Source organism: Streptomyces sp. NPDC001156 (assembly GCF_053598275.1).
In genome coordinates this window covers 1-25552 of sequence record NZ_JBSFJX010000111.1, presented here as the reverse complement: position 1 = coordinate 25552, position 25552 = coordinate 1, and the positions used below count along the sequence as shown (strand labels likewise).

Below are 25552 nucleotides of genomic sequence, written 5' to 3'. Positions count from 1 at the left end.
CAGGGGCCTTACGGCTGCGCGGACTTGGCGACGGCAGCGGCACAGCACAGCCCAGCGATCACAGCGAGCGACGACCGGTTACCGGGAAAGGCTCATTCCCATGTGAGAGGTGATTTCGATGATTTCACGTCGGGAGCCGCCGTCGGGACGATCTCGCCGACAAGGTCAACCGCCTCCGCCTCCGTCACGACTGGATCGGTGACGCGGTCGCGCCCTCGTCCTACATCGCACGTCCCCGAAGGCCCGAGGCTGGTTCAACACTCAGGACGTTATATGTCGTCCGTCATAGTTGTCAATGCAGGTAGAAGGGATCAAGGCGGACCGAACCGGTTGGGTTGCCGTACCTGATGGCATATAATCGCGTCATGCCACGCCAAAGCTCCGCGAAGCAACAGATGATCACCGCCGCCCGCCGCCTCTTCCGAGAACGCGGCTACCTCGGCACTTCGGTCGCCGACATCCTGGCCGAGTCGAGCGCGCCTCGCGGTTCGGTCTACTTCCACTTCCCCGGCGGGAAGGAGGAGCTCGCCGCCGAGGTCGCCATCGCTCACACGGCCGACCTGATCGCACTGATCAACCGGCTGACCGACCGAGAGTCGAGCGCGTCCGCCGTGCTCGCAGGCTTCGTCGCGCATTTCCGCGACCAGATCGTGGCCAGCGACTACCGCGAGGGGTGCCCGGTGGCCCCCATCGTTATGGAGATGGCCAGTACAACCCCGCGCCTGGCCGCGGTCACCCGCCGGGGCTTCCAGGACCTGATCGCCACCATGTCAGCACGCCTCGTAGAGAAGGGACTGCAGCCCGAAAACGCTCAGGAACTGGCAGCACTGGCCGTGACCGGAATGGAAGGGGCCCTCCTCGTCAGCCGAGCCCTGCAGGACCCCCAGCCCTTTGAGGCGCTGACTGCCCGACTCACCGAAGCCGCCGAATCCGCGCCCGCCCTTTCCACCTGACCGCCCGACCCGGACACGCGACCGCGACGGGCAGCCGTCCGACCGGCCCGAAGAAGGCCGCCTCCCCTTTAAAGCGGTGCTTGCTCGCCCGCCTGCCGTACGCCAGCACAGGCCACCAGCGCGCTGCCATCTTCGGTGAGGAAAAGCGTGAAGATCCATGTGCGGTCGGCAGCTGTGATCTGACCGACGCGCACCGGCTGGTCATGCCGGCCAAGGAGCTGCACCGCTCGGTCCAGGCCCTGAGTCTCAATGCCCTTCCGTCGCATGTACCGAAGGCGGATCGCAAAGGTACGGGCATGGCGCTCTGCGGGGAGGATCCCATCCCATACGACGTAGGTACCGCCGCTGCGGAGGGCATCCAGGGCAGCTGCGGATGCCTCGTCGTCACCAGCCAGCAGCTGTACCAACCGATGCTGTTCCATAGTCACCCCCGCCGGGATCCTGCGGTACAGCAGCCAGGTACCGCAACCGCAGTAACCGAGCCTGCCCGACAGCGGCCATTCGGGGTCTCGGAGCGGCCGGAATGGCCGCCCCTGACCAGTCTGGCTGTGCCCCAGACCATCACCACCCAACGGCCTCTGACGGCAACGACAACGGACGTCAGCGTACGCAGCGGTATGTCACGGGGTGTCGACGTCTGTCGTTGTTGGGTCGGATCATGATCCTGGCCGCGCGATCAACTCGCCTGAAAAGCAGAGGGCCGGCCGTGCCTTCCGTGCCCGTTGCGTGCCCGGCCCGGCGGGACGCAGCGGGGATTCGCGGGGAACAGCGGCACCGATCGCGCTCCGGACCAGGTCAGGGAGTTGCTAGGTCAGCCGCCATCCGCATACGGCGTCTTCCAAACTAGTGCTCCAGGAGCCGAGCGCGGCGGCGCTTGACTGGGTCATTTAAACTGCCGGCCAAAGTCGTTCCACCGACCTTCGTCCCTCGTGTACCACTCCATGCTGTCCACGCTCACTGACCGCGTCTGGCGTCGGGGGCCAGCGGCAATCCAGACGCTTCACACAGGGCCGGCATCACTGTGGACGGGTCCCCACTAGCCACCCACTTGAAGTGGGCAACCATCATCAGATCGTCGAGGCTCTCCAGCACGTACCCGTCCATGACAGCGAGGCCGCCCGGGCGCGCCCGCACCACGACCTCGCCCGGTTCTCCCTCAATCGCAATCTCCTGGTAGTTCCCGGCGTCGGGACAACCCGAGAACGCGTACAACCAGTAGCCCATGCCCGACCTCCTGCCCATACCAACGACTGACCCACTGACGCATACGGCGTCTTCCAAACTAGTGCTCCAGGATCCGAGTGACCTCCACTCTTGGCCCGTGCAAGATGTGGATGGCGTCCGCGTGCTGAGCCAGGGCCTGGTCGTGGGTGATCAGGATCGTGGTGCGACCGGCCATCAGCCGCCGTAGCGGGGCAAGGACATGCGCGGCCGCCTGGTGGTCGAGGCCGGCGGTTGGCTCGTCGAGGATGAGGACCGGGGTCGCTCGCAGGAAGGCCCGGGCGATGGCGATGCGCCGGCTCTGGCCTCCGGACAGCTGGAATCCGTTTTCCCCAATGGTGGTCAGGTAGCCGTCGGGAAGGGCGGTGATGAACTCATGGGCGTCGGCGTCCTTGGCCGCTTGGACGATCTCCGCCATCGTGGCTCGGGGCCGACCGTAGGCGATGTTGTCGCGGATGGTCGCATGGAAGAGCTGGGCGTGTTGGGGGAGGAGGGTGACCGCCGCGCGTACCGAGGCCGTCGTCACGTCCCGGAGATCGACCCCGTCCAAGCGTACCGATCCGGAATCCGGGTCCATGAAACGCACCAGCAATTTGGCGAGGGTGGACTTGCCCGCGCCGCTCGGGCCCATAATCGCGAGCACTTCGCCAGGCGCGACACTGAAACTGACGTCGCGCAGCACCGGTCCGCGCCGGTTTGACGGGTAGACCGCCGCAACGCTCAGGCACTCAACACGTCCCTGCACATGGGCGAGTGCAGGGGCGTCGGGGCGCTCGCGGACCGGGGAGCGCATGTCGAGCAGTTCGATGACACGTTCGGCGCCCGCGCTGGCTGAGCCGAACACCGAGGCCAGGCCGGAGAGTTCCTGCACGGGCCCGAAAAGCTGGGCCAGGAAAGCGGCGAAGGCGAGCAGTCCGCCCAAGGTCAGCGCGTTCCGGGTCAGTTCGAAGGCACCAAGGCCCACCACGGCAAGCGCGCCCACCACTTCGAACACGTTCAGCAGCGACGGGTACAAATGTGCCACTCGTGCCGTGGAGAGCTCCGCCCGCAGCAGGGCCTCCCCCTCCCGGCGGACCCGTTCGACCTCGTGGGCCTGGCGGTTGTAGGCATGAGCCAGGGCGGAGCAGGTGAGGCTCTCCTCGACCACGGCAGTGAGGCTGCCCTCACACCGCTGGGCCTCGCGTGACAGGGTATGGATGCGGGCGCTGAACAGCCGGGCCGCGAGCCAGAAGAACGGCGTAGCGGCGAGAGCCGCCAGGGCGAGCGGCCAGCTCAGATAGAAGGCAGCCGCCACGAAGAACAGCAGGCTGATCACTGCCGAGCCCGATGAGATCAGACCGGACGCCACCAACTCCTCGATCTGGGAGATATTCGAGGTCAGCCGCGCCACCACGTCGCCGTGCCTGCGGGTTCGAAGGATGTCGGGGGGCAGGCTGTGCAGATGTTCCACGACCGAGGTGCGCAGACGCAGGAGGAAGCGCTCGGCGACCCAGGTGGCCAGGTACTCGCCCGCAAAGGTCAGCAGCGCCCCGACCACAGCCACGACGGCCATGAGTCCGGCCAGCGGCAGGAACGCTGTGAACCGGTGGGGGATCAGGACTTGGTCGACCAGGTTCTTGAAGAGCCACACCGAAGCGACTTCACCCGCGGACCCCGCGATGAGGAGGATGGCACTCGCGGCGAGCCGGTACCGGTCGGGGCGTGCCCAGGGCCAGAAGCGGCGGAACGCGTCGGCCGAAGACACGGCCGCCGCAAGGGGCACTGGACTGTCCTCGGCTGCCGGGGACACGGGCTTGGTGTCAGCCGGGTCGGCGTGTGTCGCGTACGCCAAGCGGGGTCACCTTCTCGCGGAGGGAGCCGGGTGGGGGCATGCTGCGGAAGGGGGGACGGACGGAACGCGCCGTCGCCCCCCGATGACGATCCTCAGATGAGGTGGCGATGCTTAGTAGCGGCCGCCACGGCCGCCACGTCGTCCGCCACGTCCGCTACGTCCGCCACGTCCGCCGTGGCTGCCGTGGCCGCCGTGGCCGCCGTGGCCGCCACGGCGGCCATGGCCACCACCTCGGCCACCGCGGCCACCACCTCGGCCTCCGCGGCCGTTGAAGATCGAGAAAGCGCTCATGACGTACCTCCTGTGTGACTGGATGCGCCGGAAGGACTTCGCAGCCCATCGGTTGCCTGAGATCGGCCCCAACGGCACCGAAGACATTCATGCAGCTGAGGTGGGACCTATTGGGCAATCCGGCGTGGATTGGGTTGATCGATCAGAACCTCTCGCCCCGTGTGAATCTACCTAGATCGGTCTAAGAGTGCGCGTTCAAGCACAAATGAGACGACCCTCGCATGGGTGTGTGACACCTCGGCAGATGCCCCCAAGGCAGTAGAGAAGCGACCCAGTTCGCTGCGCCGCCACACGGCTGCCGAACCTGCCTTTGAGGCTTTGAGATCAATGTCTGACGTGCACTCAGTAGCCATTTGCCAAATGCAGACTGACGTTACATCACGTGCCGTCGGACAAGATGCGTCGTTGACCGCCGCCCACTATGGGACCGCATTCGGGCAGCATCGGAGCGGGGTGCCACAACCCTCGGGCACGTGATCGGAATGGTCGGGAATCACGGCAGCCATTCAGGTGATGTGACCACCCTGAAGAACTCTGTCGCTGGAGAGCACCGAGACCGACCATGACCGTCAGCCACTGCGAGGGACCGTGCGGCGACCTCTATGACCCCCGCTGACCGATCTCTGTAGAGCTACGGATCAGAAGGCTCCTGATATCCACGGCTGACATCAACGACGCCGAACGAGGGCGTACATCAGCGTCTCTGTCCGGCCGTCGCACCAGCCGACGGCAGCAGCCTGAGCGGAGTCGGATCGAACTCCTAAAGCGGTGCTCACAAGGAGTTGCCGTCGAGGCAGTGACTGCAGCGCTGACGGCGACAGCGGCACTCGGCGGCCCGGGCCCGGATGCAGGCAAGACGATAGGAGTCGGTGCCGGGCGGACTCCGAACGCCCGCCGCGCTACCCAACGCGCCGGAACCCCGACCGGCGGTCGGCGCCCTCCCCCGGTGGCGCCACCGTGAATCGGCCCGACCGGCTGATGCGCCCTCGCCTGGTGGGCACGGCTGCGTACGCGGCCGTGCCGTCTCCGACGGGTGCTGTGAGTCGGTGGCAGGGCCGGGCGACGCCCCGTCGTGGATGTGCTCACGTGAGCACGATCTTCTTGCCGCCGGCCTGCCCGGCGGACACCCGGGCGAAAGCGGCCGACCCCTCACTCAACGGGAGCGCTTCCACGTTCTGCTTCAGCTTCCCCTCCACGACCGAGCGTGGCGCCCCGAGCATGCGACGTGGCGCTTCGCGGTGCAACCGGTCTGACAGGCGGCGCCCAGGGGCCCGCCTGGCCGTTCGGCGCGAAGTGGTCCGGTCATTTGCTCAGAAAATGGTCCGCACGTGTGGGTCGACGCGCTCATACATTCGGGTCATGACTGCAACAGCGCCCACCCCGATGAACATCGGTGCCTTCCTCTCAGCCACTGACCTCGACGAGCTCTACACCCAGCCGACCCGCGAGTTCGGGGCGCTCATCGTCAGGGCCGGCTACCCCCTGGTGTGGGGCGGATCCGATACCGGGCTGATGAAGGTCCTCACCGACGGAGTACAGGCGTCGGGCGGCCGGCTCACGGGGATCTCGGTCGATTTTCTCCGGAAGTGGGTCAGGACGGACGCCGACGAAATGACGTTCGCGAGGGATCTCGCTGAACGGAAGGCACGGTTGCTGAGCGCCGACACCAACCCGTTGATGTTGCCGGTAACTCCGGGAAGCTCCTCCAGCTCGGACGCCATGTCATAGGTGCGGGTACCGATGATCACGGCCCGTGAGGTGTCAGGATCGGGTAACCGCACCCTCAGCCCTCCCCGGTGCGTCACCGCTCTCCCGCAGCGCCTCCCGGATCAACGCGTCGGCGTCCTTGGCTTGATCCGCCTTGATCTCCACGCTGCGGCCGTCCGGCCGGGTCACCGTGATGTCCACCGACGAACGCCGCTGACGAAGCCAGACCGGCAAGGAGCGGGCCAGCGCCAGCCCCCGACGGAACCGAGCATCGCCACGAGGTGGTCAAAGGCACCGCCCATCACCCCGTTCGGCGGTGCCGCCGGAACCAGCCGCACGCGTCCTCGCAGCTCCGGTTCGTGCTCCAGCCATTCCTTCAGACCGGCCAGTTCCTCCGTACCGCCGCCCACACCGACCGCGATCGCCACGCCAACACCCCCGACGTAAACGCCGCACTCAGTCACCCAGTGACTCGTGACCAGGCACCCCACCGCCAGGTGATCGGAGAAGAATACGGTTTTTTTTGAGGGAAGTTCCTGATCACTGCGCTCGCGCCCAGCCCGCAACCGCGGGCCTGCGCAATCACGCCCCTGCGGCAACTGCACAGCCGGTGGGACCAGTTCGATGCCATTCGGGTCAGTCTCGGATCCATAGCCGCGCATGCTCCGGCTGCCGATCCCGCCTGTGTGCCCTGTGACCTGACGAACCTCGTACTACAGGTTGTCTGTGGTGATGAGCTTGACGAGCGCGTCGGTGTCGGTCAGATCGTTGATCACGGCATGGGCGCCTGCCGCCCTCTCTGTCAGCCTTTGGCGAGACGCCCCGCTTCGGCGGGTTAGCCTGAGAGGGCACGACAGGATAACCACCCCCTCATGACCAGCACCAAGCCCGCCGGATCCGACCCGGCTCCCCGGCCGAAGCGCCGCACCTTCAGCCCCGAGTACAAGCTGCGGATCGTGGCCGAGTACGACGCGGTGCCCAAGAACGAGAAGGGCGCGATCTTGCGCCGCGAGCGGCTGTACCACTCGCACGTGAAGGAGCGGCGGGCCGCGCGGGATGCCGGGGCCCTGGAGAAGCTGGTCGACCAGCGGACCAGCCCGGCCCGACCGAAGAAGTCTGCTGCCGAGGCGGAGAACGAGAAACTGCGCCGCCAGGTGGAGCGTCTGGAGAAGGAACTGGCGCGGAACAAGGCCGCGTTGGAGGTCATGGGAAAAGCTTCCGCGCTCTTGGAAATGATCTCCGAGGGCGCGGACTGACGCCCGCCGCCGGCCCGGTCACGGACGATGCCTTTGCCGGCGTCGAGCGCGCACTGGGCATCACCGCCGCGTGCCGGCTGACCGGCCGCTCGCGGGCCACCCACTACCGCAGGCTGCGGCCCCCACCGGAGCGAAAACCCAGGAAACCGCAAGTCCAGCCCTCGGCTCTGACGGCCGAGGAACGGGCCGCAGTACTGGAGTTGATGAACTGCGACGAGTACGTGGAACTCCCGCCCGCCCAGATCTGGGCTCGCGAGCTGGATGCCGGGCGCTACCACTGCTCCGTCTCCACGATGTACCGGATCCTGCGCGAGAAGGGCCAGTCCGGGGGGCGCCGAAGACAGGCCACCCACCCCGCCAAGACGGTGCCCTAGCTGGTGGCGACCGCCCCGTCGCAGGTGGTCACCTGGGACATCACCGAGGCGGCCGGACCGGCCAAGGGCATCTGGTTTCACGCCTACGTCATCATCGACATCTTCAGCCGCTACATCGTCGGCCACACCGTTGAACTCGCCGAATCGGCCGAGCGGGCTGAGGAGTTGATCCGCGAGATCATCGCCCGCAACGGGATCGTGCCCGAGACGGTGCACGCGGACCGCGGCACGTCGATAACGAGCAAGAAGGTCTCCCAGCTGCTGATCGATCTCGGGGTGACAAGGTCGCACTCGCGGCCGAAGGTCTCCAACGACAACCCCTACAGCGAGGCCCAGTTCAAGACCACGAAGTACATGTCGGACTATCCCCAACGGTTCGACTCGCTGGCCCACGCCCGCGAGCGAGGCCAACCTGGAAGCCGCGAAGGACCGCCAACTGGCCTGCGGCACCGACACGTTCATGGCCACCGGCCGCCTGGCCCACGACGAACAGGTCCCGCCCGCACCCCGCGGACGTATCCCCAAGAACGCCACGCTCAAGGAGCATATGGCCCGCAAGCTGCGGACCAAGCCCGGCAAAGCCGCCTACGCCCGCCGCAAGGCGATCATCGAACCCGTCTTCGGCCAGATCATGACCTGCCAGAACGGCCGCCAACTCCTCCTGCGGGGCGAAGACGGGGCCCGCGGCGAGTGGCGCCTGCCGGCCGCCTGCCACAATCTCCGCAAGATCTTCCGACACGCCGAGATCACGGGACTCGCTGCCGCGACCGGCTGACCGCTCGGACACACCGGCCCCCACCGAGCCACGAGCCCAGCGGCACACGACACCTCCGAGCACCCCAGACCATCACCGCGATCACGCCCGATCACGACCACTCACCTGAACAGTTGCCGGTTACTGAGACGCGCTCCTAGCGCAGTCGCAGCATCAGCGGCCGCGACGTCGACGACGCAGGTGAGCTCGCCCAGTTCGCTTGCCAGCTTGTCCAATGCGCTACTGAACCGCTGGTGTTCGGTGCGTGCCGCGATGAGATTCAGCGTCTTGTCCAGGTACTGATTCAGCCGGACATTGCGGGTGCCGAAAAGTCATCCGGCCTGCTCACGCCACATGTTGGTACTCGCGAAGGGCTCCCCCGAGCCGATCTCGTCCACGGATCTCCAGGTGTCTGATCTGCCCTGGTTCGGAAATCGGTGCGGGCCGCGGGCGGAGTGGGGCGGCTTCATTCAGGGCTCGGTGCAGCCGGTGCCCGTTGTAGTACAACTCGAATTCGCGTAGGGCATGGAGCCGATGGCGCTGGTCCCAGATGAGGGTGCGGTCCAGCAGCTCACGCCGGCAGGTCTGTATCCAGCGCTCCATCACGGAGTTCATCCGCGGTATCCGGATGCCGCTGGTGACGATCTCCAGCCCGGCATCGGTCAGCACAGCGTCGAAGGCTGCCGTGAAAACGGACTTGCACCCACCCCGCGCTCGCAGGTAAACGCAACGGTGTTGAGTCGTAGCAGCACAGTCGATCATCATGCCGCGGTGATCGACAGCCACGTGAGGATGCCGGCGCGAGCGACCGCGGTCGACATCCCGCACACCAGCTACCACCAGGGCGGATGAGTTTTCGGCAAGGGCAGGGTGTACTGCCCCGCAGCCGTGGCGCGCGGGGCCCAGGATGCTCAACCGGGCGTGGTGTGCGCTGCCGCCCAGGTCTCGACCGCGTCGAGGGCGGCGCCCCTGATCTCGTCCGGCGCTGCGCTGTAGCGCAGTGAGTCGCGGGCGATTTCGGCCAGCTGGAGGGCGGACAAGCCCATGTCCCGGTGGGCGGCCAGGTATTCGTCGACGATGTCCACGCCGAAGAAGACGGGGCAGTCGCTCCCCAGGGAAACCGGCACGTTGGCGGCCAGCAGGTGCGGCAGGGGGTGTTGGACCAGGTTCGGGACGGCGCCCAGGCGGACGTTGCTCGTGGGGCAGATGTCTAGGCAGACCCGGTGCTTGGCGAGGAGGCGCACCAGGACGGGGTCCTCGACGGCGGAGATGCCGTGCGAGATGCGGTGGGCGCCGAGGTCCTGCCAGGCTGAGCGGACGCTCGACGCGCTGGCGCCCTCACCTGCGTGCGGTACCAGCAGCAGCCCGCTGTCCTTCAGGGAGGCGAACACCTCGCGGAAGAGGGCGGCCGGGTAGGCGGCCTCGTTGCCGGCCAGGCCGAAGGCGACGATGCCGTGCCCGGCGTACCGGCGGGCGATCGCAGCGGTCGCGGCGGCGTCGTCGAGGGATCGGGCCCGGTTGTGCGCCAGCACGAGGCCGGCACCGGATCCGGTCGCCCGCGCGCCCTGGTGCAGCCCGTCGAGCATGGCCTCGACGACGCTCTCGGCGGGGCCGAGGCGGCCGGCGTAGCTGTAGGGGACGCTGTACAGCTCGGTCCAGGCGACGCCGGTGGCGGCGGCATCCTCAATGATCTCGCGGGTCACCCGCGCGAGGTCGTCGAGGCTGCGGATGAGGTTGCGGGCGGATTCGTAGGCGGCTACGAAGCCGGCCTGGTCCGTGTACGAGCCCGGGTCCGGGAGCGGCAGGCCGTGGCGTTCGGCCAGTTCTTGGGCGGTCTCGTGCCGCATCGCGCCCTCCAGGTGGAGGTGGAGGTGGCCCTTGGGCAGTGCTCGCAGGTCGTCGGAGGTGAGTGTCATGTCCTACCCGGTGACGGAGGTGGGGCCTGCCCGGCGGCAGGGCGGGCGGATGCCCGTAACAGGGGGTGCCGACCGGTCTCGGCGATCCGTTGCGGCGTGGATGCCGGGACCGGTCAGGGCGTGTGCGGTTGGTCAGCCCTCGAAACCGACGTAGACCGACTTGGTCCAGGTGTAGAAGTCCAGCGCGGTGGATCCCCGCTCCCGGTAGGTGTTGGTGGAGGACTCCTTGACCCGCCGAACGGGACCTCGCAATTCACGTCAGGGCGCTCGGGGTGCCCCGCCGCGCGCGGCGGGGCACCAAGGACGGCAGACGTGTTGTTACAGGTAGATCCGGCCGCTGCGGCGGGCGGTCAGGTAGAGGACGACACTGATCGCGCTGAGTCCCGCCACGTAGATCGGGAAGGCCGGGTACAGGCCGCGGGGCGCCAGCCACTGCATCAGGTAGGGCGCGGTCCCGCCGAACAGGGCGACGCCGATGGCGTAGCCGAGCCCGGTTCCCACGCCCCTGGAGTGCTGCGGCATCAGGCTCGCCGAGACGGCGTTGTACAGCGTCATGTTGGCGGCAAGGACGATACCTCCGCCGATGAGGATCACGCCCAGGGAGCCGACACCGCCCTGGTAGGCCAGCATCAGGAACACCACGGGGATGGCGAGCAGTCGGAGCCACACGAAGAGTCGGCCCAACTGCACCCGGTCGGCGAAACGGCCGACGGCCAGGGCCAGCGCAACGGTCATGAGCGAGTACAGCGAGGTCACCAGGAACACCTGGTGCGGCGACTCGTGGAAGACGGCCTGAGCGCGGGCGGGCAGGCCGACGGCCCAGCCGTAGTTGAATGCCTGGGCGGCGGCGACCACGAAGATGATGGTGAACAGGCCGAGCAGGTTACTGCCGACTCCGCGCCAAGGACTGGTCCCGGCGGCCTGCTGCTGCGCAGTTCGCTGCGCCTTCTCTTTGCCGAGGGTCTCGGGCAGGCCGCGGCGCATCAGCACGACGACGATGCCGGCAATGCCGCCGAGCGCGAACGGCAGCCGCCACGCCCACTCGTTCAGCGCGGCGTCGCCGAGCACGGAGCTGAGGATGAACGGGACGAGGGCGGCGGCGAAAAGACCCACGTTGACAAAGGCCGACATGGTGCCCGCGGCTCGGCCGACTCGGTCCTTGGGCACCAGTTCCACCGCGTACGCGGTGCTCAGCGGGGCCTCGATGCCGGTCGAGAAGCCTTGGACGAGCCGGGCGACGAGGAGGATGACGCCGGACCAGACACCGATGGTGTCGTGGCCGGGCAGGACAGCGATGATGAACGAGGCCAGCGCCATGAGACCGACGCTGAGCAAGGTGACGCCCTTACGGCCGATCCGGTCGGCGACCGTTCCAAGGACGATGCCGCCCAACGGCCGGGCGGCGAAACCGACAGCGAAGATGGCCATGGCGGAGAGCACCCCAGCGGCCGGGTCCTTGCTGGGGAAGAAGTGCGGAGCCATGGAGACAGCGAGCAGGCCGTAGACCTGCCAGTCATACCACTCCAGGGTGTTGCCGCACCCGAGCGCGAACAGCGCGCGCCGGCGGATGGAGGCGCCGTGGGCGTCGTCCAGCGAAGCGCCCGTGGTGTCGGCGCCCGTGTCGGGGGGCGGGCCCGCGTCGGGTGCCTGCCCGGCTTGATAAATTTGGGACACGATTTCTCCTCATCGAGAAGTCAGCCCTGGGCTCTCCCGTGATCGAACCGCCAAGAACGAGTCGGGAGGGCTCGGGGCGCACTGCGACCACGAGATGTCCTACGCGGTCGGTGGTGGTGCGGGGTGGCTCACAAGTTGGGGGGCGTCATCACCCACAGGGCCTTGACCGTCTCGGGTCCCTCGTTGCGGTACCAGTGGGGCGTGGTGCTCGGGTACGTGATCGAGTCCCCTGGGCCCAGCTCGTGGCAGACGCCATTGAGGAAGATCTGGTGACGTCCTTGCAGGACGATCCCGAATTCCTCACCCGGGTGGGTGAACGGCGACTTGGAGGTGTCGTAGCCCGGCGGGGCTTCGATCCACACCGCTTCCAGGGTCCCGGCAAGGCCGGGGCTGAGCAGTTCGTAGGTGACGTCCAGCTCTCCGGAGCCGTGGAGGTCCAAAGTCCGCCGCTGGTTGGCCCGTACGACGGGGGAAGCCTGCTCGGTCCCATGGAAGAGCCGTCCGACCGGCACCCGAAGGGCATGTGACAGCTGGATGAGCGTGTTGAAGGACGGGTTTCCGCGCCCTCGCTCGATCTGGCTGATCAGTCCGATGCTCACCGACGCCCGAGTGCTCAGCTCCTCCAGGGTGAGCCCCCGTAGCTTGCGCAGCCCCCTGACCTGCTGGCCGACGCCCGCGATCGCGGCCTCGGGGTCGGGTGGTGGTGAGAGGTCGGATTCTCCCCCTCTTCTGGCACTGCCCATGGTGGCCCTCCTGTGGCGCGCGGGGGTTGCTAGCGGCCTTCACTTCAGCAGCAGTTTTTCATCCAGTCAATAAGTGGCACCCCGATGAAGAATTCAAAAATTCCGCACATCTGCTGACTGTGTGTTCGCCAGCCGTCGTGACCTCCGTCAGGCAGCGTTGGCGTTGCCCGATCTCGGTGGTTGATTCCAACTGCCATGCGATGAAGCCGAGTTGGCAGTTGGAATCAACCACCAAGATCGGCAGGGTCGAGCACGACTACCGGGAATTGAAGACCGCCCTGGGGCTGGGCCACTTCGAGGGACGCACCTACCAGGGCTTTCTGCGGCATCGCACGCTGGCCTCGGTGGCGCAGGCGTTCTGCACCCTGGAGCGGCTGTGCCCGCCAGCACCGGCCACGGTCTGACGACCTACCAGGTCGTGGCCGGGCTGCAGCTCCTGCTGGCCTGCTGGTCCGGGACGTGCCCGACATGCCGAAGGTCCCTGAACCCAACCCGACATGCCGAGCCCGTCCCAACCTAATCAAGCCCTACTAGCTAGCTCTCCCAGCCGAGGTAGACCGACTTGGACCAGGTGTAGAAGTCCACCGCGACAGCTCCCTGCTCGCGGAAGGTGTTGCTGGACGAGTCGCCGACACCGCCGAACGGGACGTTGAGGTCCAGGCCCGTGGTCGGGCGGTTGACCTTGACCACGCCCACCCGGACGCCGGCGGCGAAGCGGTGGGCGGCGGCCAGGTCGCGGGTGCAGATGCCGGCGGCCAGGCCGTAGCGGGAGTCGTTGACCAGGTCGATCGCCTCGTCGAGGTCCGCCGCGGGCAGCACCGCGACCACCGGGCCGAAGATCTCCTCGCGGGCCGCCGCGCTCTCCCGGCCCAGGCCGGTGAGCACGGTCGGGGCGAGCATCAGCCCCTCGAGGGTCTCGCCACCCGCGGCGACGGTCGCTCCCTCGGTCCTGGCCCCGCCGATGGCGGCGGTGACAGTGGCGAGCTGCTGCTCGCTCACCACCGGGCCCATCAGGGTGCCCTCGGCCAGGCCGTCGCCCGGGCGGTAGCGGGCCGCCTCCTTGGCGAGTGCGGCGACGAAGTCGTCGTACGCCCCCGGGGTGCAGATCACCCGGGACGAGGCGGTGCAGGCCTGGCCGGTGAGGCCGAAGCCGCCTGCCGCGGCGATCCGCGCGGCCTGCTCGACATCGGCGTCGTCGAGCACCACCAGGGCGTTCTTGCCGCCCATCTCGACCTGCACCCGCCCGCGGCGCTCCTGCACCGCGCGCTCGATGCGCATGCCGACCCGGGTCGAGCCGGTGAAGGAGACCGCGGCCACCCGGGGGTCGCGGACCAGGGCCTCGCCGACCATCGCGCCGGAGCCGTGCACCACGTTGAGCACTCCGGTCGGCAGCCCGGCCCGGACCAGGGCCTCGGTGAGGTGGCGGGTGGAGACCGGGGTGAGCTCGGCGGGCTTGAGCACCATGGCGTTGCCGCCGATCAGCGCCGGCGCCAACTTCCAGGCGGGGATGGCGATCGGGAAGTTCCACGGGGTGATCAGCCCCACGACCCCGACCGGCTCGCGGCGAGTGTGGACCATGGTGTCCGGGAGCGAGCTGGGCAGCACCTGCCCGCCGAGCCGCCAGCCCTCGGAGCCGAAGAAACGCAGTACGTCGATGGCCCGCCGGACCTCGCCGCGGGCCTCGGCCAGCGTCTTGCCCTCCTCCCGGACCAGGTCGCGGGCGGCCTCCTCGTGGCGGCCGCGGAGGATCTCGGCCGCGTCCAGCAGGATCGCGCCGCGCGCCGGGGCCGGCAGTGCCGCCCATCCCGGCTGCGCCGCGGCGGCGGCTGCCACGGCGGCGTCGACGGCCTCGGTCCCGGACGCCGGGGCCACGGCGACCAACTCGGCCGGGTCGGCGGGGTTGTACCGCTCGAGGCCGTCGCCGGTGAACTCCACGCCACCGATCAGGTTGGGGATCAGGACAGTGCTCATGGGTGCGGTTCCTTGGGAAGTCGGGGGTTCACAGACTGCGGACCAGGCCGCCGTCGCAGCGCAGCGCGGTCCCGGTGACGTACGAGGCGGGGGTGCCGCAGAGGAAGGCGGCGGCCGCGGCGAACTCGGCGGGGGTGCCGTACCGTCCGGCGGGGATCGCTGACTGCGAGGCGGCCTCGACCTCCGCGACCGTGCACTGCTCGCGTTCGGCCCGCGCGGCGTCCAGTGCCGCCACCCGGTCGGTGGCGATCCGGCCGGGCAGCAGCAGGTTGACCGTGACTCCGTCGGCCGCCACCTCGGCGGCGAGAGTCTTCAAGTAGGCGGCGAGGGCGGCCCGTCCGGCGTTGGAGAGGACCAGCCCGAGCAGCGGTTCGGCGATCCCGCTGGAGCCGATGGCCAGGATGCGGCCCCAGCCGCGACGGCGCATCGGCTCCAGGGTCAGGGCCACCAGCCGCTGCTGGGCCAGCAGCAGCGAGTCCACGGCGGAGGCGAGGTCGCCGGTGTTCAGGTCGGCGGCGGTGCCGGGCCGCGGGCCGGGTCCGTTGAGGACCAGGATGTCGGGGTCGCCGTAGGCTTCGCGGGCCGCCTCGACCAGCGTCTGCGGGCCGTCCGGGGCAGTGAGGTCGACCTGGACGCCGACCGCCTCCGGCAGCCCGGCGGCGATCTCCTTGGCGAGGTCTCCGCGCCGCCCGGCCACCACGACCGAGGCGCCTTCGGTGGCCAGCGCCTCGGCGACCGCGCGGCCCAGGCCGCCGGTGGAGGCGGCGACCACGGCGACTCGGCCGCGAATGCCGAGGTCCATCAGTGCACCTCCTTGGGCAGCGCGGCGAGGTGCCGCTCCAGCTGCGGCATCAGGGCCTCGGGCAGCTGCGCGGCCGGCGGCCGGACGCCCGAGTCCATGATCAGACCGCGCCGCCGGATGGCCTCCTTGCGCAGTGCCAGCCCGATCCCGGCCTGCGCCTCGAAGTTGACCAGCGGCAGGTACGGCAGGTAGGCCTCCCGGGCCGCGTCGTAGCCGCCGTTGCGCCAGGCCTCGACGCAGGCGATCAGGCCCTCCGGGCAGGAGAAGCCGGTCATCGCCCCGGCGGCGCCGGCCGCCAGCTCGTCGAGCAGGCCCAGACCGCCCAGGCCGCCGAAGACCGGGACCTCCAGTTCGGCGGTGAGCCTGGCGACGGCCGCGGGGGTGGGCGGGGCCTCGGCCTTCACCGCGACCGCCGAGGGGACCGCTCGGACGGCGCGGACGAGGTCGGCGGACCGGATGGTGACCTTGCTGGTCTCCGGGTAGTCCTGGACCACGATCCCGGCGCCGGTGGCGTCGTGCACGGCGTCGAGGTGAGCCGCGACCACCTGCGGATCGGGCGAGTTGACCTGCACCATGAGTCCGGCGAGCTGGTCCCCGACCACGTCGCGGACCAGCTCGGCCTCCTCCAGTACCGGTGCGGTGGCGAGTCCGGTGACTCCGACGACCAGCGGCAGGTCGACGGTGTCGACGACCGCCTCAAGCACGGTGCGGCGCTCCTCGGCGGAGAGCCGGGCCGCTTCGCCGAAGACTCCGAGCACGGTCAGACCGGTGGTGCCGATCCGCTCGTAGTGCTCCACCAGTCGTGCCAGGCTGGGCTCGTCCACCTCGAAGGCGGAGCCGAGGAAGGGCGTGGCAACCACACCCCACACTCCGGGTGCGAGCTGTTCGGGCATCAGTGGGCTCCCCTCATCGTCCGGGCCAGACAGGCGACCGCTTCTGCTGGAAGGCGAGCACGCCCTCCTTGGCGTCCTCGCTGTCCAGCGCCGCCATCAGTGCCGGAGTACGCAGCTTGTGGGCGTCCTGCGGGGACAGCCCGGCCCCGCGCTGGACCATCTGCTTGATGGCCCGCAGCGAGGTGGGGGCGCAGGCGAGGATGTCGGCGACCCAGCGGTCGACGGCCTCGTCCAACTGCTGGGCCGGGACCACCTCGTTGACCAGGCCCATCCGCTGCAGTTCGGCGGCGGAGGCGCGGCGGCCGGTGAGCAGCAGCCCCATGGCCTGGGTGTGCGGGAGTCGGCGGACCAGCTGGAAGACCCCGCCGTCCAGCGGGATCCGGCCGACTCGGGGCTCGGTGAGGCCGAACCGGGCGTGGTCGGCGGCGACGACGATGTCGCAGCCGAGGACCATCTCCATGCCGCCGCCGAGTGCGTAGCCGTTGACCCGGGCGATCACCGGGACGTCCAGGCTGGTGCGCAGGCTCAGCCCACCGAAGCCGTTGGGGTCGAGGCCGGCCCAGTACTCGAGGCCGGTCTTCTCCACCGCGTCGGCGGACATGTCGGCGCCCACGCAGAACGAACGCTCCCCGGCGCCGGTGACGACGACCACTCGGACCTCGGGGTCGGTCTCGATCTCGGTCCAGATCTCGTTGAGCCGGGTGTTGGTCTTGACGTCGACGGCGTTCAGCACGGCGGGGCGGTCGATGGTGACCCGTGCGATGTGCCCGTCCCGTAGGTAGCGGACCTCGTCGGTCATCGCAGTACCCCCTTCTCGCGGAGCAGTTCGATCTGCTCGGCGGTGTAGCCGAGTTCGCCCAGCACCTCCGCGCCGTGCTCCCCGAGCCGCGGCGGGACCCGGCGGACCTCGGCGGGCGCGGCGGAGAGGTGGAGCGGTGCGTTGAGGGCGCGGATCCGGCCGGCGACCGGGTGGTCCATTTCGACGATCATCTTGTTGACCGCGGTCTGCTCGTCGTCGAGGGTCTGCTCCAGGCTCCGCACCGGGGCACAGAGGATGTCCTCCGCCTCGAGCCGCTTGACCCAGTAGTCGGTGGTGTTGCCGGCCACCGCCTCGGCGAAGATCCGCTGCAGTTCGGGACGGTGCGCGAACTGAAGGTCGAGGGTGGCGAACTCGGGGCGCTCGCCCAGGTCCTCGTCGAGCTCCAGGGCGCGGCTGATGTGGTGCAGCGGGTCGGACTTGAAACCGCCAACCATGATCAGCGCACCGTCGGTGGTGGGGAACACGCCGGTGAGCGGCATCGCGGCCCAGTTGATCTCGGAGCCGCGGTTCAGCTGCTGGCAGGCCTCCTGCATCTGCATGTGGAGCATAGAGTCGTACATCGACACCTCGACCTTCTGCCCCTCGCCGGTGCGGTCGCGGTGCAGCAGGGCCAGCAGGACGCCCTGGAGCAGGTGCATCCCGGTGGTGTAGTCGCAGAGCGTGGTCGGGTAGAGGGTGACCGGGTCGTCCTCGGAGACCCGGCGCCACATCACTCCGCTGAACGCCTGGGCGATGGCGTCCTGCCCGCCCTTGTGGGCGTACGGGCCCGCGGTGCCGAAGCCGGTGCCGGAGGCCCAGATGATCCTGGGGTTGACGGCGCGCAGCACCTCGTAGCCGAGGCCGAGCCGCTCCATCACCCCGGCCCGGAAGTTGCTCACCACGACGTCGGCGGAACGCACCAATTCCTGGACAGCTCGGCGGCCCTCGTCGGTGCGGGTGTCGATGGCGATGCTCCGCTTGTTGCGGTTGATGGACAGGAAGATGGGGTTGTCCAGGCCGGCCGGGTCCGGGATCGAGGTCCGGGAGATGTCGCCTGTGTCGGGCCGCTCCACCTTGATCACGTCGGCGCCGTAGTCGCCGAGCATCTGGGTGCACGACGGGCCCATGAAGACCTGAGTGAAGTCGATGACGGTGACGCCGCTCAGCGGCTGCACTGCGGCGGTCATGCGAGGGTCTCCTCGAGCTGGTCGACGGTGGCGTTCTGCGCGGGGATGTCACCGGGGTCGGCGCCCTGCTCGCGCATACGGCGCTGGATGACGGCCGGGTCGACGTCCCGGACGAGCACGCTCTGCTCCACGGCGGTGGCGGCGGCGATGCCGGCCGCCTGGCCCATGGCCATGCACGGCGGGATCTCGCGGGAGATCCGCTGCGCTTCCGGGGTGGCGGAGTAGTGCCGGCCGGCGACCAGCAGCTGGTCGACGCCGCGCGGCAGCAGGGCGCGGTAGGGGGTGTAGTAGTCGCGGCCGCGGGCGACGCTGTCGGCGAAGTGGCGGCGGGAGGTGATGTCGTCCTTGGTGACCACGTACTCGCCCTGCAGCAGCCGGGTCTGCCGGACGCCCATCTGCTCGGCGACGTCGAGCAGATGGGCGTTCTCGAAGCCGGGCAGGTCGGACTTGATGTGGTCGAGGACGGTGCCGATCCGGGCCCTGGCCTCGAATTCGGCCTCGGTGAGCGAGACCGGGTCGGTGCCGTCGAAGCCGGTCATGTGCGGGCAGTTGCACCAGACCACGCCGGGGACGGGCGTCTTGAGCCACCACAGCTCCCAGGCACCGCCCAGCATCCGCTTGATCTTGCGATTGATGGCCCGGGCCTCGCGCGGGTTCTCCTGTTCGAAGCGCTCGGCGGCCGCGGTGTCCACCCCGCCGAGCCGGAAGACCAGGGTGACCAGGTAGTTGTCCTGGGTGTACGTGGCGCCGGCCCGGGAGGCCACGTCGATGTCGCCGGTGGTGTCGATCACCACGTCGCCCATGACCGCCTGCGGACCGGACTTGGTCTCGCAGACCACGCCCTTCACCGCGCCGTCCTGGACCACCGGCCGGGAGAACCAGCTGTGCAGCCGCAGGTTGACCCCGCTCTCGCGGACCAGGTCGTTGGAGACCCGCTTCCAGCCGTCGGGGTCGAATGCGACGGCGTAGCAGATCGGCTTGGGGTTGGTGTGGGAGTGGAAGTCGAAGGCACCCCAGCGGCCCCACTTGGCCCACATCTCGGGCGAGGAGTGGCGGTCCTCGGCCGGCGGGTAGACGGCGAGGCCGAGCTTGGCCATCCGTTCGACGTACTCGTCGACGAGGCCGGTGACGGTGATCTCGTCCCCGTTGATCATGTCGTCGAGGACCAGGACCATGCCGCCGGAGGCCAGGCCGCCGAGCGCCGAGTAGCGCTCCAGAAGCGTCACACTGGCCCCGGCGCGGGCGGCGGCCACGGCCGCGCTGACCCCGGCCGGTCCGCCGCCGACCACCACGACGTCGGCCCGCTGGACCACGGGTGCCTCGACGGCGTCGAGAGAGACAGTCTGGGGCATCTGACTTCCTTTCAGTTCCCGACGCGGACGGCGCCGCGGCGGAGGACGAGTACGTAGAGCAGGACGCTGAGCAGGCAGAGGAGCGCGCCGTAGACGGGGAAAGCCCAGTCGGCGCCGAGGTCCTGGAGCCACAGCAGGAGATAGGGGGCTGTGCCACCGAAGCCGGCCACGCCGATCGCGTAGCCGAGGCCGACGCCGGTGACCCGGCAGCTGGTCGGCATCAGGGTGGCGGCGACGGTGTTGTAGAGGCCCATGGTGAAGGCCAGGAGCGGAGCACCGACCAGCATCACCACGGTGAACATCGCCATGCCGGGCTGCTGGTAGGCGAGCACGATGAAGATGAGCGGCACCACGGCGAGCCGGGAGGCGATGAAGGTGCGGGAGATCCGTTTGCGGTCGGCGATGCGGCCGACCAGCGGGTAGAGCGCGGCGACGCAGATGCCCGCAAGAGTGGAGACCAGGAAGACGGTGTCCGGGTTCTCGTGGTAGGCGGAGCGGGCCAGGTTGGGCAGGCCGGTGGCCCAGGTGTAGTTGAGCGCCTGGGCGCCGGCCACCACGAAGACGATTGCCAGCAGAGCCAGCCGGTGCCGCCAGACCTCGGCCCAGACCTGGCCGACGCGGGCCGGCTTGACGGGCTTCTCACCCGCGGTGTGCAGGGTCTCGGGCAGGGCGCGGCGCAGCCAGAGGAAGACCAGGCCTCCGACGGCGCCGACCGCGAACGGGATGCGCCAGCCCCAGGAGGCCATGGCGTCGGGGGCGACCACCGAGGTGGTGAGGAAGCAGACCAGGGAGGCGCCGACGATGCCGGTCTGCACGTAGATGCTGATGATGCTGCCGAACCGGGCGGTCCGGCCCTCGGGTGCCAGCTCCACGATGTACGCGGAGTTGAGGGGGGCCTCGATGCCGGTGGAGAGTCCCTGCAGGATGCGGCTGGCCAGCAGGATGACGCCAGCCCAGACGCCGATGCTCGCATGGGTGGGTAGCAGGGCGATGACCAGGCTGCTCAGCACCATGGAGCCGATGGAGAAGAGCATGATGGCGCGTCGGCCTATGCGGTCGGCCAGGGTGCCGAAGATGATCGCGCCGAGCGGCCGGGCGGCGAAGCCGACCGCGAAGACGGCCAGCGCGGACATGGTTTCGGAGACGGAGCTGCCGGAGGGGAAGTAGAGCGGACCGATGTAGGAGGCCAGCAGTCCGTAGACCATCCAGTCGTACCACTCGATGGCGTTGCCGCCGCCGAGGGCCAGCAGGGCGCGTCGGTGGGAGAGGGAGTTGCCGGTGGCGACAGCGGTTCTGTCGATGAGTGATGCCATGGCGGGGCACCTCATTGAGGAGGCGCACGGTACGAGGCCGTGCGGTACCGGCGCCCGGGCCTGAGGCCGGGGCGTTGGGGGACGGGACGGCGCGAGGTAGGTGCCTACCAGCTGGGCGGAGTGATCACCCAGATCGAGGTGGCGGGCTCGTCACCAGGGTTGGCGTACCAGTGGGGAATGCTGCAGGAGTAGGTGATGGAGTCGCCCGCTTCGAGCCGGTGACGGACGCCGTCGAGATAGACGTCCTTCACACCGGAGAGCACGATGCCGAACTCCTCGCCGTTGTGACGGAAGGGAGTGGCGCTGGTGTCGTGGCCCGGCTGGGTGACCACCCAGAGGACCTCCAGTGCGCCGTTCAGCGACGGGGTGAGCAGCTCGTAGCGGTCGCCGTGCGCCGGGTCCGAGCCGTGGAAGTCCAGGCTGCGGCGCTCGTCGGCACGGACCACCGGGCTGACCTGTTCGGCCAGATGGAACAGCCGGCCGATCGGCACGTCCAGACCGTGGGCGATCTGCACCAGGCTGGTGAAGGAGGGGTTGCCCTTCCCCCGTTCGACCTGGCTGATCAGTCCGGTGCTGATGCCGGAGCGGTGGCTGAGCTCGTCCAGGGTCAGGTCGGCCTGCTTGCGCAGGGCCTTGATCTGCAGGCCGACCGTGGCGACCAGCACATCGAGATCCGGTCGGCCGTCCGGCATCGGTGCGTCGGTGTCGTGCACGGTCTCCACCTGTCCCTGGGGGATGTGTCGTGCGACATATTGAAAACCTTCATGATGCTGAAGACAAGACCCTGGCGTTCATCTCTTTGATGCCGCGCCGGCGCCCGGCGTGAAGAAATGGGCAGGGCCGGCCACCGGGGCACGCAGCGGTTGACCGACGCCACCTGGCCGGAAAACCTCGTCCGCAGGGCAATTGGGCGCATACTCCGGCCGTCTCAGCCGCGTGGATGGCTCTCGGGAGCAAGCACGATCTCCACCGCACCGGGGACGAGCACCACCTGCTGAGGCGTCCAGCAGTCCGACGTTTCCGTGGCGATCTCCGCCTTGCACCAGCGACAGACCAGATTGGGGCCATCGCAGCCGTCCAGACCGCAGCAACCGTTCAGGCGTCCGCGCTTGGAGGTGTGCTCGACACCGCAGACATCGGCACGCGCGAGCACAATGCCTACCGGCGTCGCACAGGCCGGGAAGACGACCGCTTCCCGATCCGACGTGGGGCGGATGACGTGAGCGGCCTTGGAGGGCGGCGGGTCGAAGGCGAAGGTCCCCGGCGTCATCCGGGGAGGACACTCCTCATCGTTTTTCATCTCGAACGGCACAGGAGCACTGTCCACATCGGGCAGCGGCACTTCACGCACCGCACTCGTCACCTCGCCGTGACAGCCGCGGCAGCGGAACACGAACACCCGCTCATCATGGCCTTTCGCGCCCAGGCGCCCCACCGGTTTTTCGGGCCGTCCGCCTTCCGGTGACCCTCACGACAACGCCTGCTCCTGCAGAGGCCGCACCCTGCTGTCGGTGCTCACCCGGACGGGGATGCACGGAAACTCACCGACAGTCACTGGCGCGTACTGCCCGGCAGTCATGCGCCGACGCCCGGCGCCCACCCCTGCGCCCCTGCCTCTGGTGACGCGAGCCCGCCAGTCCCCCACACCCCCCGTATACGACATCGGTGCGACACGGCCCGTGAGATTGCGACATCAGCCGCGAGACCCTACAACACCTGTAGGGTCTCGCGGCTCGTGACATGTCGATCTTGCGTGACCTGGGCGTTCTTGGCTGTCTCACGGCCTTGTCACCCATGATCAGTCTCAAATCCGTGGCATTTCCTCGCGAGGACGAGGGCGAGGTCGAGATCAGGCGGCTTGTCCGAGTCGGCCGAGTACACCACGCTGAGCCCCGAGCACGAGGACTACCGGCGAGCCCAGATCGCGCACCGATGAGTTTCCCGCGCCGCGCTGGTCTATACGCCGGACACCCACGGACGGAAGGCTGGGCCATGCGGAAACTGATCTACGGCATGAACCTGACCCTGGACGGCTATATCGCCGCGGCCGGCGACGACATCGGCTGGGGCGGACCGCCGAGCGACGAGCTGTTCCAGTGGTGGCTCGACCACGAGCAGGCGAGTGGCCTGTCGCTGTATGGGCGCAAGCTATGGGAGACGATGAGCTCCTACTGGCCGACCGGCGACCAGCAGCCCAACGCCACCCCGGCGGAGATCGAGTTCGCGCGGAACTGGCGGGACACGCCGAAGGTAGTGTTCTCCTCGACGATCGACAAGGTCGACTGGAACACCCGCCTGGTCACCGGCGACGCGATCGCCGAGATCACCCGGCTCAAGGCCGAGGACGGCGGCCCGATGAACATCGGCGGCGCAACGCTCGCCGGGGCGGCCATGCGCGCCGGGCTGATCGACGAGTACGCGATCGCCGCCCATCCGGTCCTGGTGGGCAGCGGCACGCCGTTCTTCACCACGCTGGACAGCTGGGTGAACCTGAACCTGGTGGAGACGCGGACGTTTCCCGGCGGCGTGGTCCTGACCAGGTACGAGACGAGGCGCTGAGCGGCAGCACTGTCCGTTCTCATCCATCGTGTCAGGGAGCCACGTCGGCGAGCTGCGCACTGACAACTGCCTTGAGACAAGACGGGCGAGCGATCCGGCTGGGATCAATGGGCTTGGACGTCACGGGGTTGATGTCTCAATGGTCTTGTCAGCTCCGGTGAGCGCCGACCAGGCAAGTGACAAAACCACAGAGACCCCACGCGGTGGATTCTCATTGATCTTGTCAGTTTTCCGAGCCAACACCGCCTCATCGGAACGTGGCCTGGCCGCCGAACGGGCGCTCCAACGCGCACCATGCGGCATGAGCGGAGGTCGTCCGGCGGTGTCCTACCGAAGCGTGGTCCCTCTCGACACGTTATGTGACACCTACGGCTTGGCCGACGAGGTGATCGGCGATCCGGCCGGGGCTGCGGAGTCCGGCACCCCCGCGTAGTCGGGCAGCTCGACGCCGTTGATCGCGCGCCCGACCAGCTCCGTGAACCATTCGCTGGCGAAATCGGGGCGCGGCTCGGCGTCTGGCCCGGGGAGGTCGCGGCTGCGGGCGTTCAACCGGCCGATCTCCTGGTTGGCCTCGACGAACGAGCGCATCCGCGCCTCGTAGCGGGCGAACCCGGCGTCGGGGTCCCATCCGGCAGCGGCCAGCTCTCCGGCCAGCAGGTAGGCACCGACCAGTGCCAGCCCGGTGCCCTGCCCGGACATCGGCGACGAGCTGAACGCCGCGTCCCCGAGCAACCCCACCCGTCCACTCGACCAGCGGTCCATCACCACCTGGGCGACCGGGTCGAGGTAGAAGTCCGGAGTGTCGTCCAGGTGCGCGAGGATGTCCGGGGTCAACCAGCCCAGGCCCGCCATCCGCTCCCGCAGCAGGACCTTCTGGGCCGCGACGTCACGGTGGTCGACGTCGAAGTCAGCGGAGGCGAAGTAGAACATGGCCATCGCCCGGGTAGCGTCCTGGATGGGCCGCAGGAGGGCGGAGCGCCCGGACTCCTGATCCTGGTACTCCAGCAGCCAGCGGTCCAGCCCGAACTCGTTGGGCACACTGTAGAAGGCCAGCGCGTGCCCGAGGTGGCGGAGGAACCGCTCATGCGGCCCGAAGACCATCGCTCGCAGCTCCGAGTGCAGCCCGTCTGCCCCGACCACCAAGTCGAAGCGCCGCCGGTTGCCGCCCGCGAAGACCACGTCGACCCCGTCCGCGTCCTGGGCGAGCTCGGCGATTCGGTCGCCGAAGACGTACTCGACGCCGTCGCGGGTGTCGTCGTAGAGCACCTGGGACAGGTCCCCGCGCAGGATCTCGATGTCCGCGATGAACCCGTCGCCACCGTCGTCGTCGGCACGGAAGGTCTCCAGCACCTGCCCGTCCGCGTCCACGGTGTGGGCGCCGGCGGTGTCGGTGCACGCCGCGCGCACCGCCGGGTCCAACCCCATGCGCCCGATGACCTCCCTGGCGACCCCGCGCGCGTCCACCGCCTGCCCGCCGGGACGCAGCTCGGGAGCCCGCTCCACCACGGTCACCTCGGCCCCCCGCCGGCGCAGCCAGTGGGCCAGCGCGGGTCCCGCGATGCTCGCCCCCGCCACCAACACCCTGGGACCGCTCACCCGCGTCCCCTGCCCGCCCGTCCGGATCGCGTGCCCCTGGTCGGAGTCGTCGACGCTCATCACAGCCTCCATGTGCTTCCTCCCGCGCTGGAACGTCCCCAGCACAGGCCCACCGCTGTCGGTGTATCCAGCCGTATCGACCACGGATCCGCACAAAACTCATCGGTCACGGCAGACATTGATGAGAAACGCCAACTCCGATGAGACTCACATCAACCCAGACTGGTGTAAACCAGGCTAACCATCCTGTCAGCTAGGCCGCCGCCTGAGCTTGATGTTTAACCTCGCACGTCACCCGACCTGCTGAGATCTCCCATTTCCAGCGGTATGTGAGACGGCCGCCCTCCACGCTTCGAGATG

The 25552-nt window shown here is 68.9% G+C and carries 25 protein-coding genes and 4 pseudogenes; 8 read left to right on the top strand and 21 right to left on the bottom strand.

What is annotated here, in order from left to right:
• Positions 1 to 365: 365 nt before the first annotated feature.
• Complete coding sequence (locus ACWDA7_RS34580; protein ID WP_450609561.1) at positions 366 to 953, top strand: TetR/AcrR family transcriptional regulator; 588 nt, start codon at positions 366 to 368, stop codon at positions 951 to 953.
• 68 nt (positions 954 to 1021) lie between these two features.
• On the opposite strand, the gene ACWDA7_RS34575 is transcribed toward ACWDA7_RS34580, so the two are convergent.
• From ACWDA7_RS34575 to ACWDA7_RS34555, 5 genes are all read right to left on the bottom strand, one after another.
• Positions 1022 to 1375: a hypothetical protein gene (locus ACWDA7_RS34575; protein ID WP_450609563.1), complete on the bottom strand. Its 354-nt coding sequence runs from the start codon at positions 1373 to 1375 to the stop codon at positions 1022 to 1024.
• Between the two features lie 532 nt (positions 1376 to 1907).
• Positions 1908 to 2177 (bottom strand): hypothetical protein, encoded by a 270-nt coding sequence (locus ACWDA7_RS34570; RefSeq protein WP_450609559.1) that lies wholly within the window; start codon positions 2175 to 2177, stop codon positions 1908 to 1910.
• Between the two features lie 58 nt (positions 2178 to 2235).
• The gene (locus tag ACWDA7_RS34565) at positions 2236 to 4005 is read right to left on the bottom strand and encodes an ABC transporter ATP-binding protein (RefSeq protein WP_450609557.1); all 1770 of its coding nucleotides are present in this window, start codon (positions 4003 to 4005) and stop codon (positions 2236 to 2238) included.
• A 92-nt stretch (positions 4006 to 4097) separates the two neighbouring features.
• Complete coding sequence (locus tag ACWDA7_RS34560; protein ID WP_450609555.1) at positions 4098 to 4256, bottom strand: hypothetical protein; 159 nt, start codon at positions 4254 to 4256, stop codon at positions 4098 to 4100.
• Between the two features lie 1122 nt (positions 4257 to 5378).
• On the bottom strand, positions 5379 to 5516 hold the full coding sequence (locus tag ACWDA7_RS34555) for a hypothetical protein (RefSeq protein ID WP_450609553.1): 138 nt from the start codon (positions 5514 to 5516) through the stop codon (positions 5379 to 5381).
• Positions 5517 to 5679: 163 nt separating this feature from the next.
• Between ACWDA7_RS34555 and ACWDA7_RS34550 the strand changes: the two are divergent.
• Positions 5680 to 5979: pseudogene (locus ACWDA7_RS34550) on the top strand (TIGR00730 family Rossman fold protein); the annotation flags it as partial.
• Between the two features lie 78 nt (positions 5980 to 6057).
• Here the strand turns inward: ACWDA7_RS34550 and ACWDA7_RS34545 are convergent.
• A complete protein-coding gene (locus tag ACWDA7_RS34545) occupies positions 6058 to 6204 on the bottom strand; it encodes an effector-associated constant component EACC1 (protein ID WP_450609551.1) in 147 nt (48 codons plus the stop codon).
• Positions 6189 to 6431: an effector-associated constant component EACC1 gene (locus ACWDA7_RS34540; protein WP_450609549.1), complete on the bottom strand. Its 243-nt coding sequence runs from the start codon at positions 6429 to 6431 to the stop codon at positions 6189 to 6191. The genes ACWDA7_RS34545 and ACWDA7_RS34540 overlap by 16 nt, the downstream gene beginning before the upstream one ends.
• 444 nt (positions 6432 to 6875) lie before the next feature.
• Here ACWDA7_RS34540 and ACWDA7_RS34535 point away from each other — a divergent pair, with 444 nt between their 5' ends.
• From ACWDA7_RS34535 to ACWDA7_RS34520, 4 genes and pseudogenes are all read left to right on the top strand, one after another.
• Complete coding sequence (locus ACWDA7_RS34535; protein WP_450609547.1) at positions 6876 to 7259, top strand: hypothetical protein; 384 nt, start codon at positions 6876 to 6878, stop codon at positions 7257 to 7259.
• Between the two features lie 203 nt (positions 7260 to 7462).
• Positions 7463 to 7633, top strand: a complete 171-nt coding sequence (locus ACWDA7_RS34530; protein WP_450609546.1) for a hypothetical protein — start codon at positions 7463 to 7465, stop codon at positions 7631 to 7633.
• Positions 7634 to 7636: 3 nt separating this feature from the next.
• Positions 7637 to 7921: pseudogene (locus ACWDA7_RS34525) on the top strand (DDE-type integrase/transposase/recombinase); the annotation flags it as partial.
• Positions 7922 to 8033: 112 nt separating this feature from the next.
• A pseudogene (locus ACWDA7_RS34520) lies at positions 8034 to 8408 on the top strand (transposase); the annotation flags it as partial.
• A 324-nt stretch (positions 8409 to 8732) separates the two neighbouring features.
• Here ACWDA7_RS34520 and ACWDA7_RS34515 read toward each other — a convergent pair.
• The 4 genes from ACWDA7_RS34515 to ACWDA7_RS34500 form a co-directional block, all read right to left on the bottom strand.
• A complete protein-coding gene (locus ACWDA7_RS34515; RefSeq protein ID WP_450609544.1) occupies positions 8733 to 9056 on the bottom strand; it encodes an integrase core domain-containing protein in 324 nt (107 codons plus the stop codon).
• A 242-nt stretch (positions 9057 to 9298) separates the two neighbouring features.
• Positions 9299 to 10303 carry an adenosine deaminase gene (gene add / locus ACWDA7_RS34510; protein WP_450609542.1) on the bottom strand — a complete coding sequence of 335 codons (1005 nt, stop codon included), beginning with the start codon at positions 10301 to 10303 and terminating at the stop codon, positions 9299 to 9301.
• Between the two features lie 318 nt (positions 10304 to 10621).
• Positions 10622 to 11977, bottom strand: a complete 1356-nt coding sequence (locus ACWDA7_RS34505; RefSeq protein WP_450609540.1) for an MFS transporter — start codon at positions 11975 to 11977, stop codon at positions 10622 to 10624.
• Positions 11978 to 12105: 128 nt separating this feature from the next.
• Positions 12106 to 12720: a helix-turn-helix domain-containing protein gene (locus ACWDA7_RS34500; protein ID WP_450609538.1), complete on the bottom strand. Its 615-nt coding sequence runs from the start codon at positions 12718 to 12720 to the stop codon at positions 12106 to 12108.
• A gap of 242 nt (positions 12721 to 12962) precedes the next feature.
• Here ACWDA7_RS34500 and ACWDA7_RS34495 point away from each other — a divergent pair.
• Positions 12963 to 13124, top strand: a pseudogene (locus tag ACWDA7_RS34495) (IS701 family transposase); the annotation flags it as partial.
• A 130-nt stretch (positions 13125 to 13254) separates the two neighbouring features.
• Here the strand turns inward: ACWDA7_RS34495 and ACWDA7_RS34490 are convergent.
• The 9 genes from ACWDA7_RS34490 to ACWDA7_RS34450 all read right to left on the bottom strand — a co-directional run bounded on the left by ACWDA7_RS34490 (position 13255) and on the right by ACWDA7_RS34450 (position 22436).
• Positions 13255 to 14691 carry an aldehyde dehydrogenase family protein gene (locus ACWDA7_RS34490; protein ID WP_450609536.1) on the bottom strand — a complete coding sequence of 479 codons (1437 nt, stop codon included), beginning with the start codon at positions 14689 to 14691 and terminating at the stop codon, positions 13255 to 13257.
• A 28-nt stretch (positions 14692 to 14719) separates the two neighbouring features.
• The gene (locus ACWDA7_RS34485; RefSeq protein WP_450609534.1) at positions 14720 to 15493 is read right to left on the bottom strand and encodes an SDR family oxidoreductase; all 774 of its coding nucleotides are present in this window, start codon (positions 15491 to 15493) and stop codon (positions 14720 to 14722) included.
• A complete protein-coding gene (locus tag ACWDA7_RS34480) occupies positions 15493 to 16386 on the bottom strand; it encodes a dihydrodipicolinate synthase family protein (RefSeq protein ID WP_450609532.1) in 894 nt (297 codons plus the stop codon). The genes ACWDA7_RS34485 and ACWDA7_RS34480 overlap by 1 nt, the downstream gene beginning before the upstream one ends.
• Positions 16387 to 16399: 13 nt before the next feature.
• The gene (locus tag ACWDA7_RS34475; protein ID WP_450609530.1) at positions 16400 to 17185 is read right to left on the bottom strand and encodes an enoyl-CoA hydratase-related protein; all 786 of its coding nucleotides are present in this window, start codon (positions 17183 to 17185) and stop codon (positions 16400 to 16402) included.
• On the bottom strand, positions 17182 to 18372 hold the full coding sequence (locus ACWDA7_RS34470) for a CaiB/BaiF CoA transferase family protein (RefSeq protein WP_450609528.1): 1191 nt from the start codon (positions 18370 to 18372) through the stop codon (positions 17182 to 17184). Before ACWDA7_RS34470 ends, ACWDA7_RS34475 begins: the two co-directional genes overlap by 4 nt.
• Positions 18369 to 19724, bottom strand: a complete 1356-nt coding sequence (locus tag ACWDA7_RS34465; RefSeq protein ID WP_450609526.1) for an FAD-dependent oxidoreductase — start codon at positions 19722 to 19724, stop codon at positions 18369 to 18371. Before ACWDA7_RS34465 ends, ACWDA7_RS34470 begins: the two co-directional genes overlap by 4 nt.
• Positions 19725 to 19735: 11 nt before the next feature.
• The gene (locus tag ACWDA7_RS34460; RefSeq protein WP_450609524.1) at positions 19736 to 21037 is read right to left on the bottom strand and encodes an MFS transporter; all 1302 of its coding nucleotides are present in this window, start codon (positions 21035 to 21037) and stop codon (positions 19736 to 19738) included.
• Positions 21038 to 21141: 104 nt separating this feature from the next.
• On the bottom strand, positions 21142 to 21750 hold the full coding sequence (locus tag ACWDA7_RS34455; RefSeq protein ID WP_450609522.1) for a helix-turn-helix domain-containing protein: 609 nt from the start codon (positions 21748 to 21750) through the stop codon (positions 21142 to 21144).
• A gap of 215 nt (positions 21751 to 21965) precedes the next feature.
• The gene (locus ACWDA7_RS34450) at positions 21966 to 22436 is read right to left on the bottom strand and encodes a hypothetical protein (protein WP_450609520.1); all 471 of its coding nucleotides are present in this window, start codon (positions 22434 to 22436) and stop codon (positions 21966 to 21968) included.
• Between the two features lie 593 nt (positions 22437 to 23029).
• On the opposite strand from ACWDA7_RS34450, the gene ACWDA7_RS34445 reads away from it, so the two are divergent.
• Positions 23030 to 23596 (top strand): dihydrofolate reductase family protein, encoded by a 567-nt coding sequence (locus ACWDA7_RS34445; RefSeq protein WP_450609518.1) that lies wholly within the window; start codon positions 23030 to 23032, stop codon positions 23594 to 23596.
• Between the two features lie 366 nt (positions 23597 to 23962).
• Here the strand turns inward: ACWDA7_RS34445 and ACWDA7_RS34440 are convergent, their stop codons facing one another.
• Positions 23963 to 25252: an FAD-dependent monooxygenase gene (locus ACWDA7_RS34440; protein ID WP_450609516.1), complete on the bottom strand. Its 1290-nt coding sequence runs from the start codon at positions 25250 to 25252 to the stop codon at positions 23963 to 23965.
• Positions 25253 to 25552: the final 300 nt, after the last annotated feature.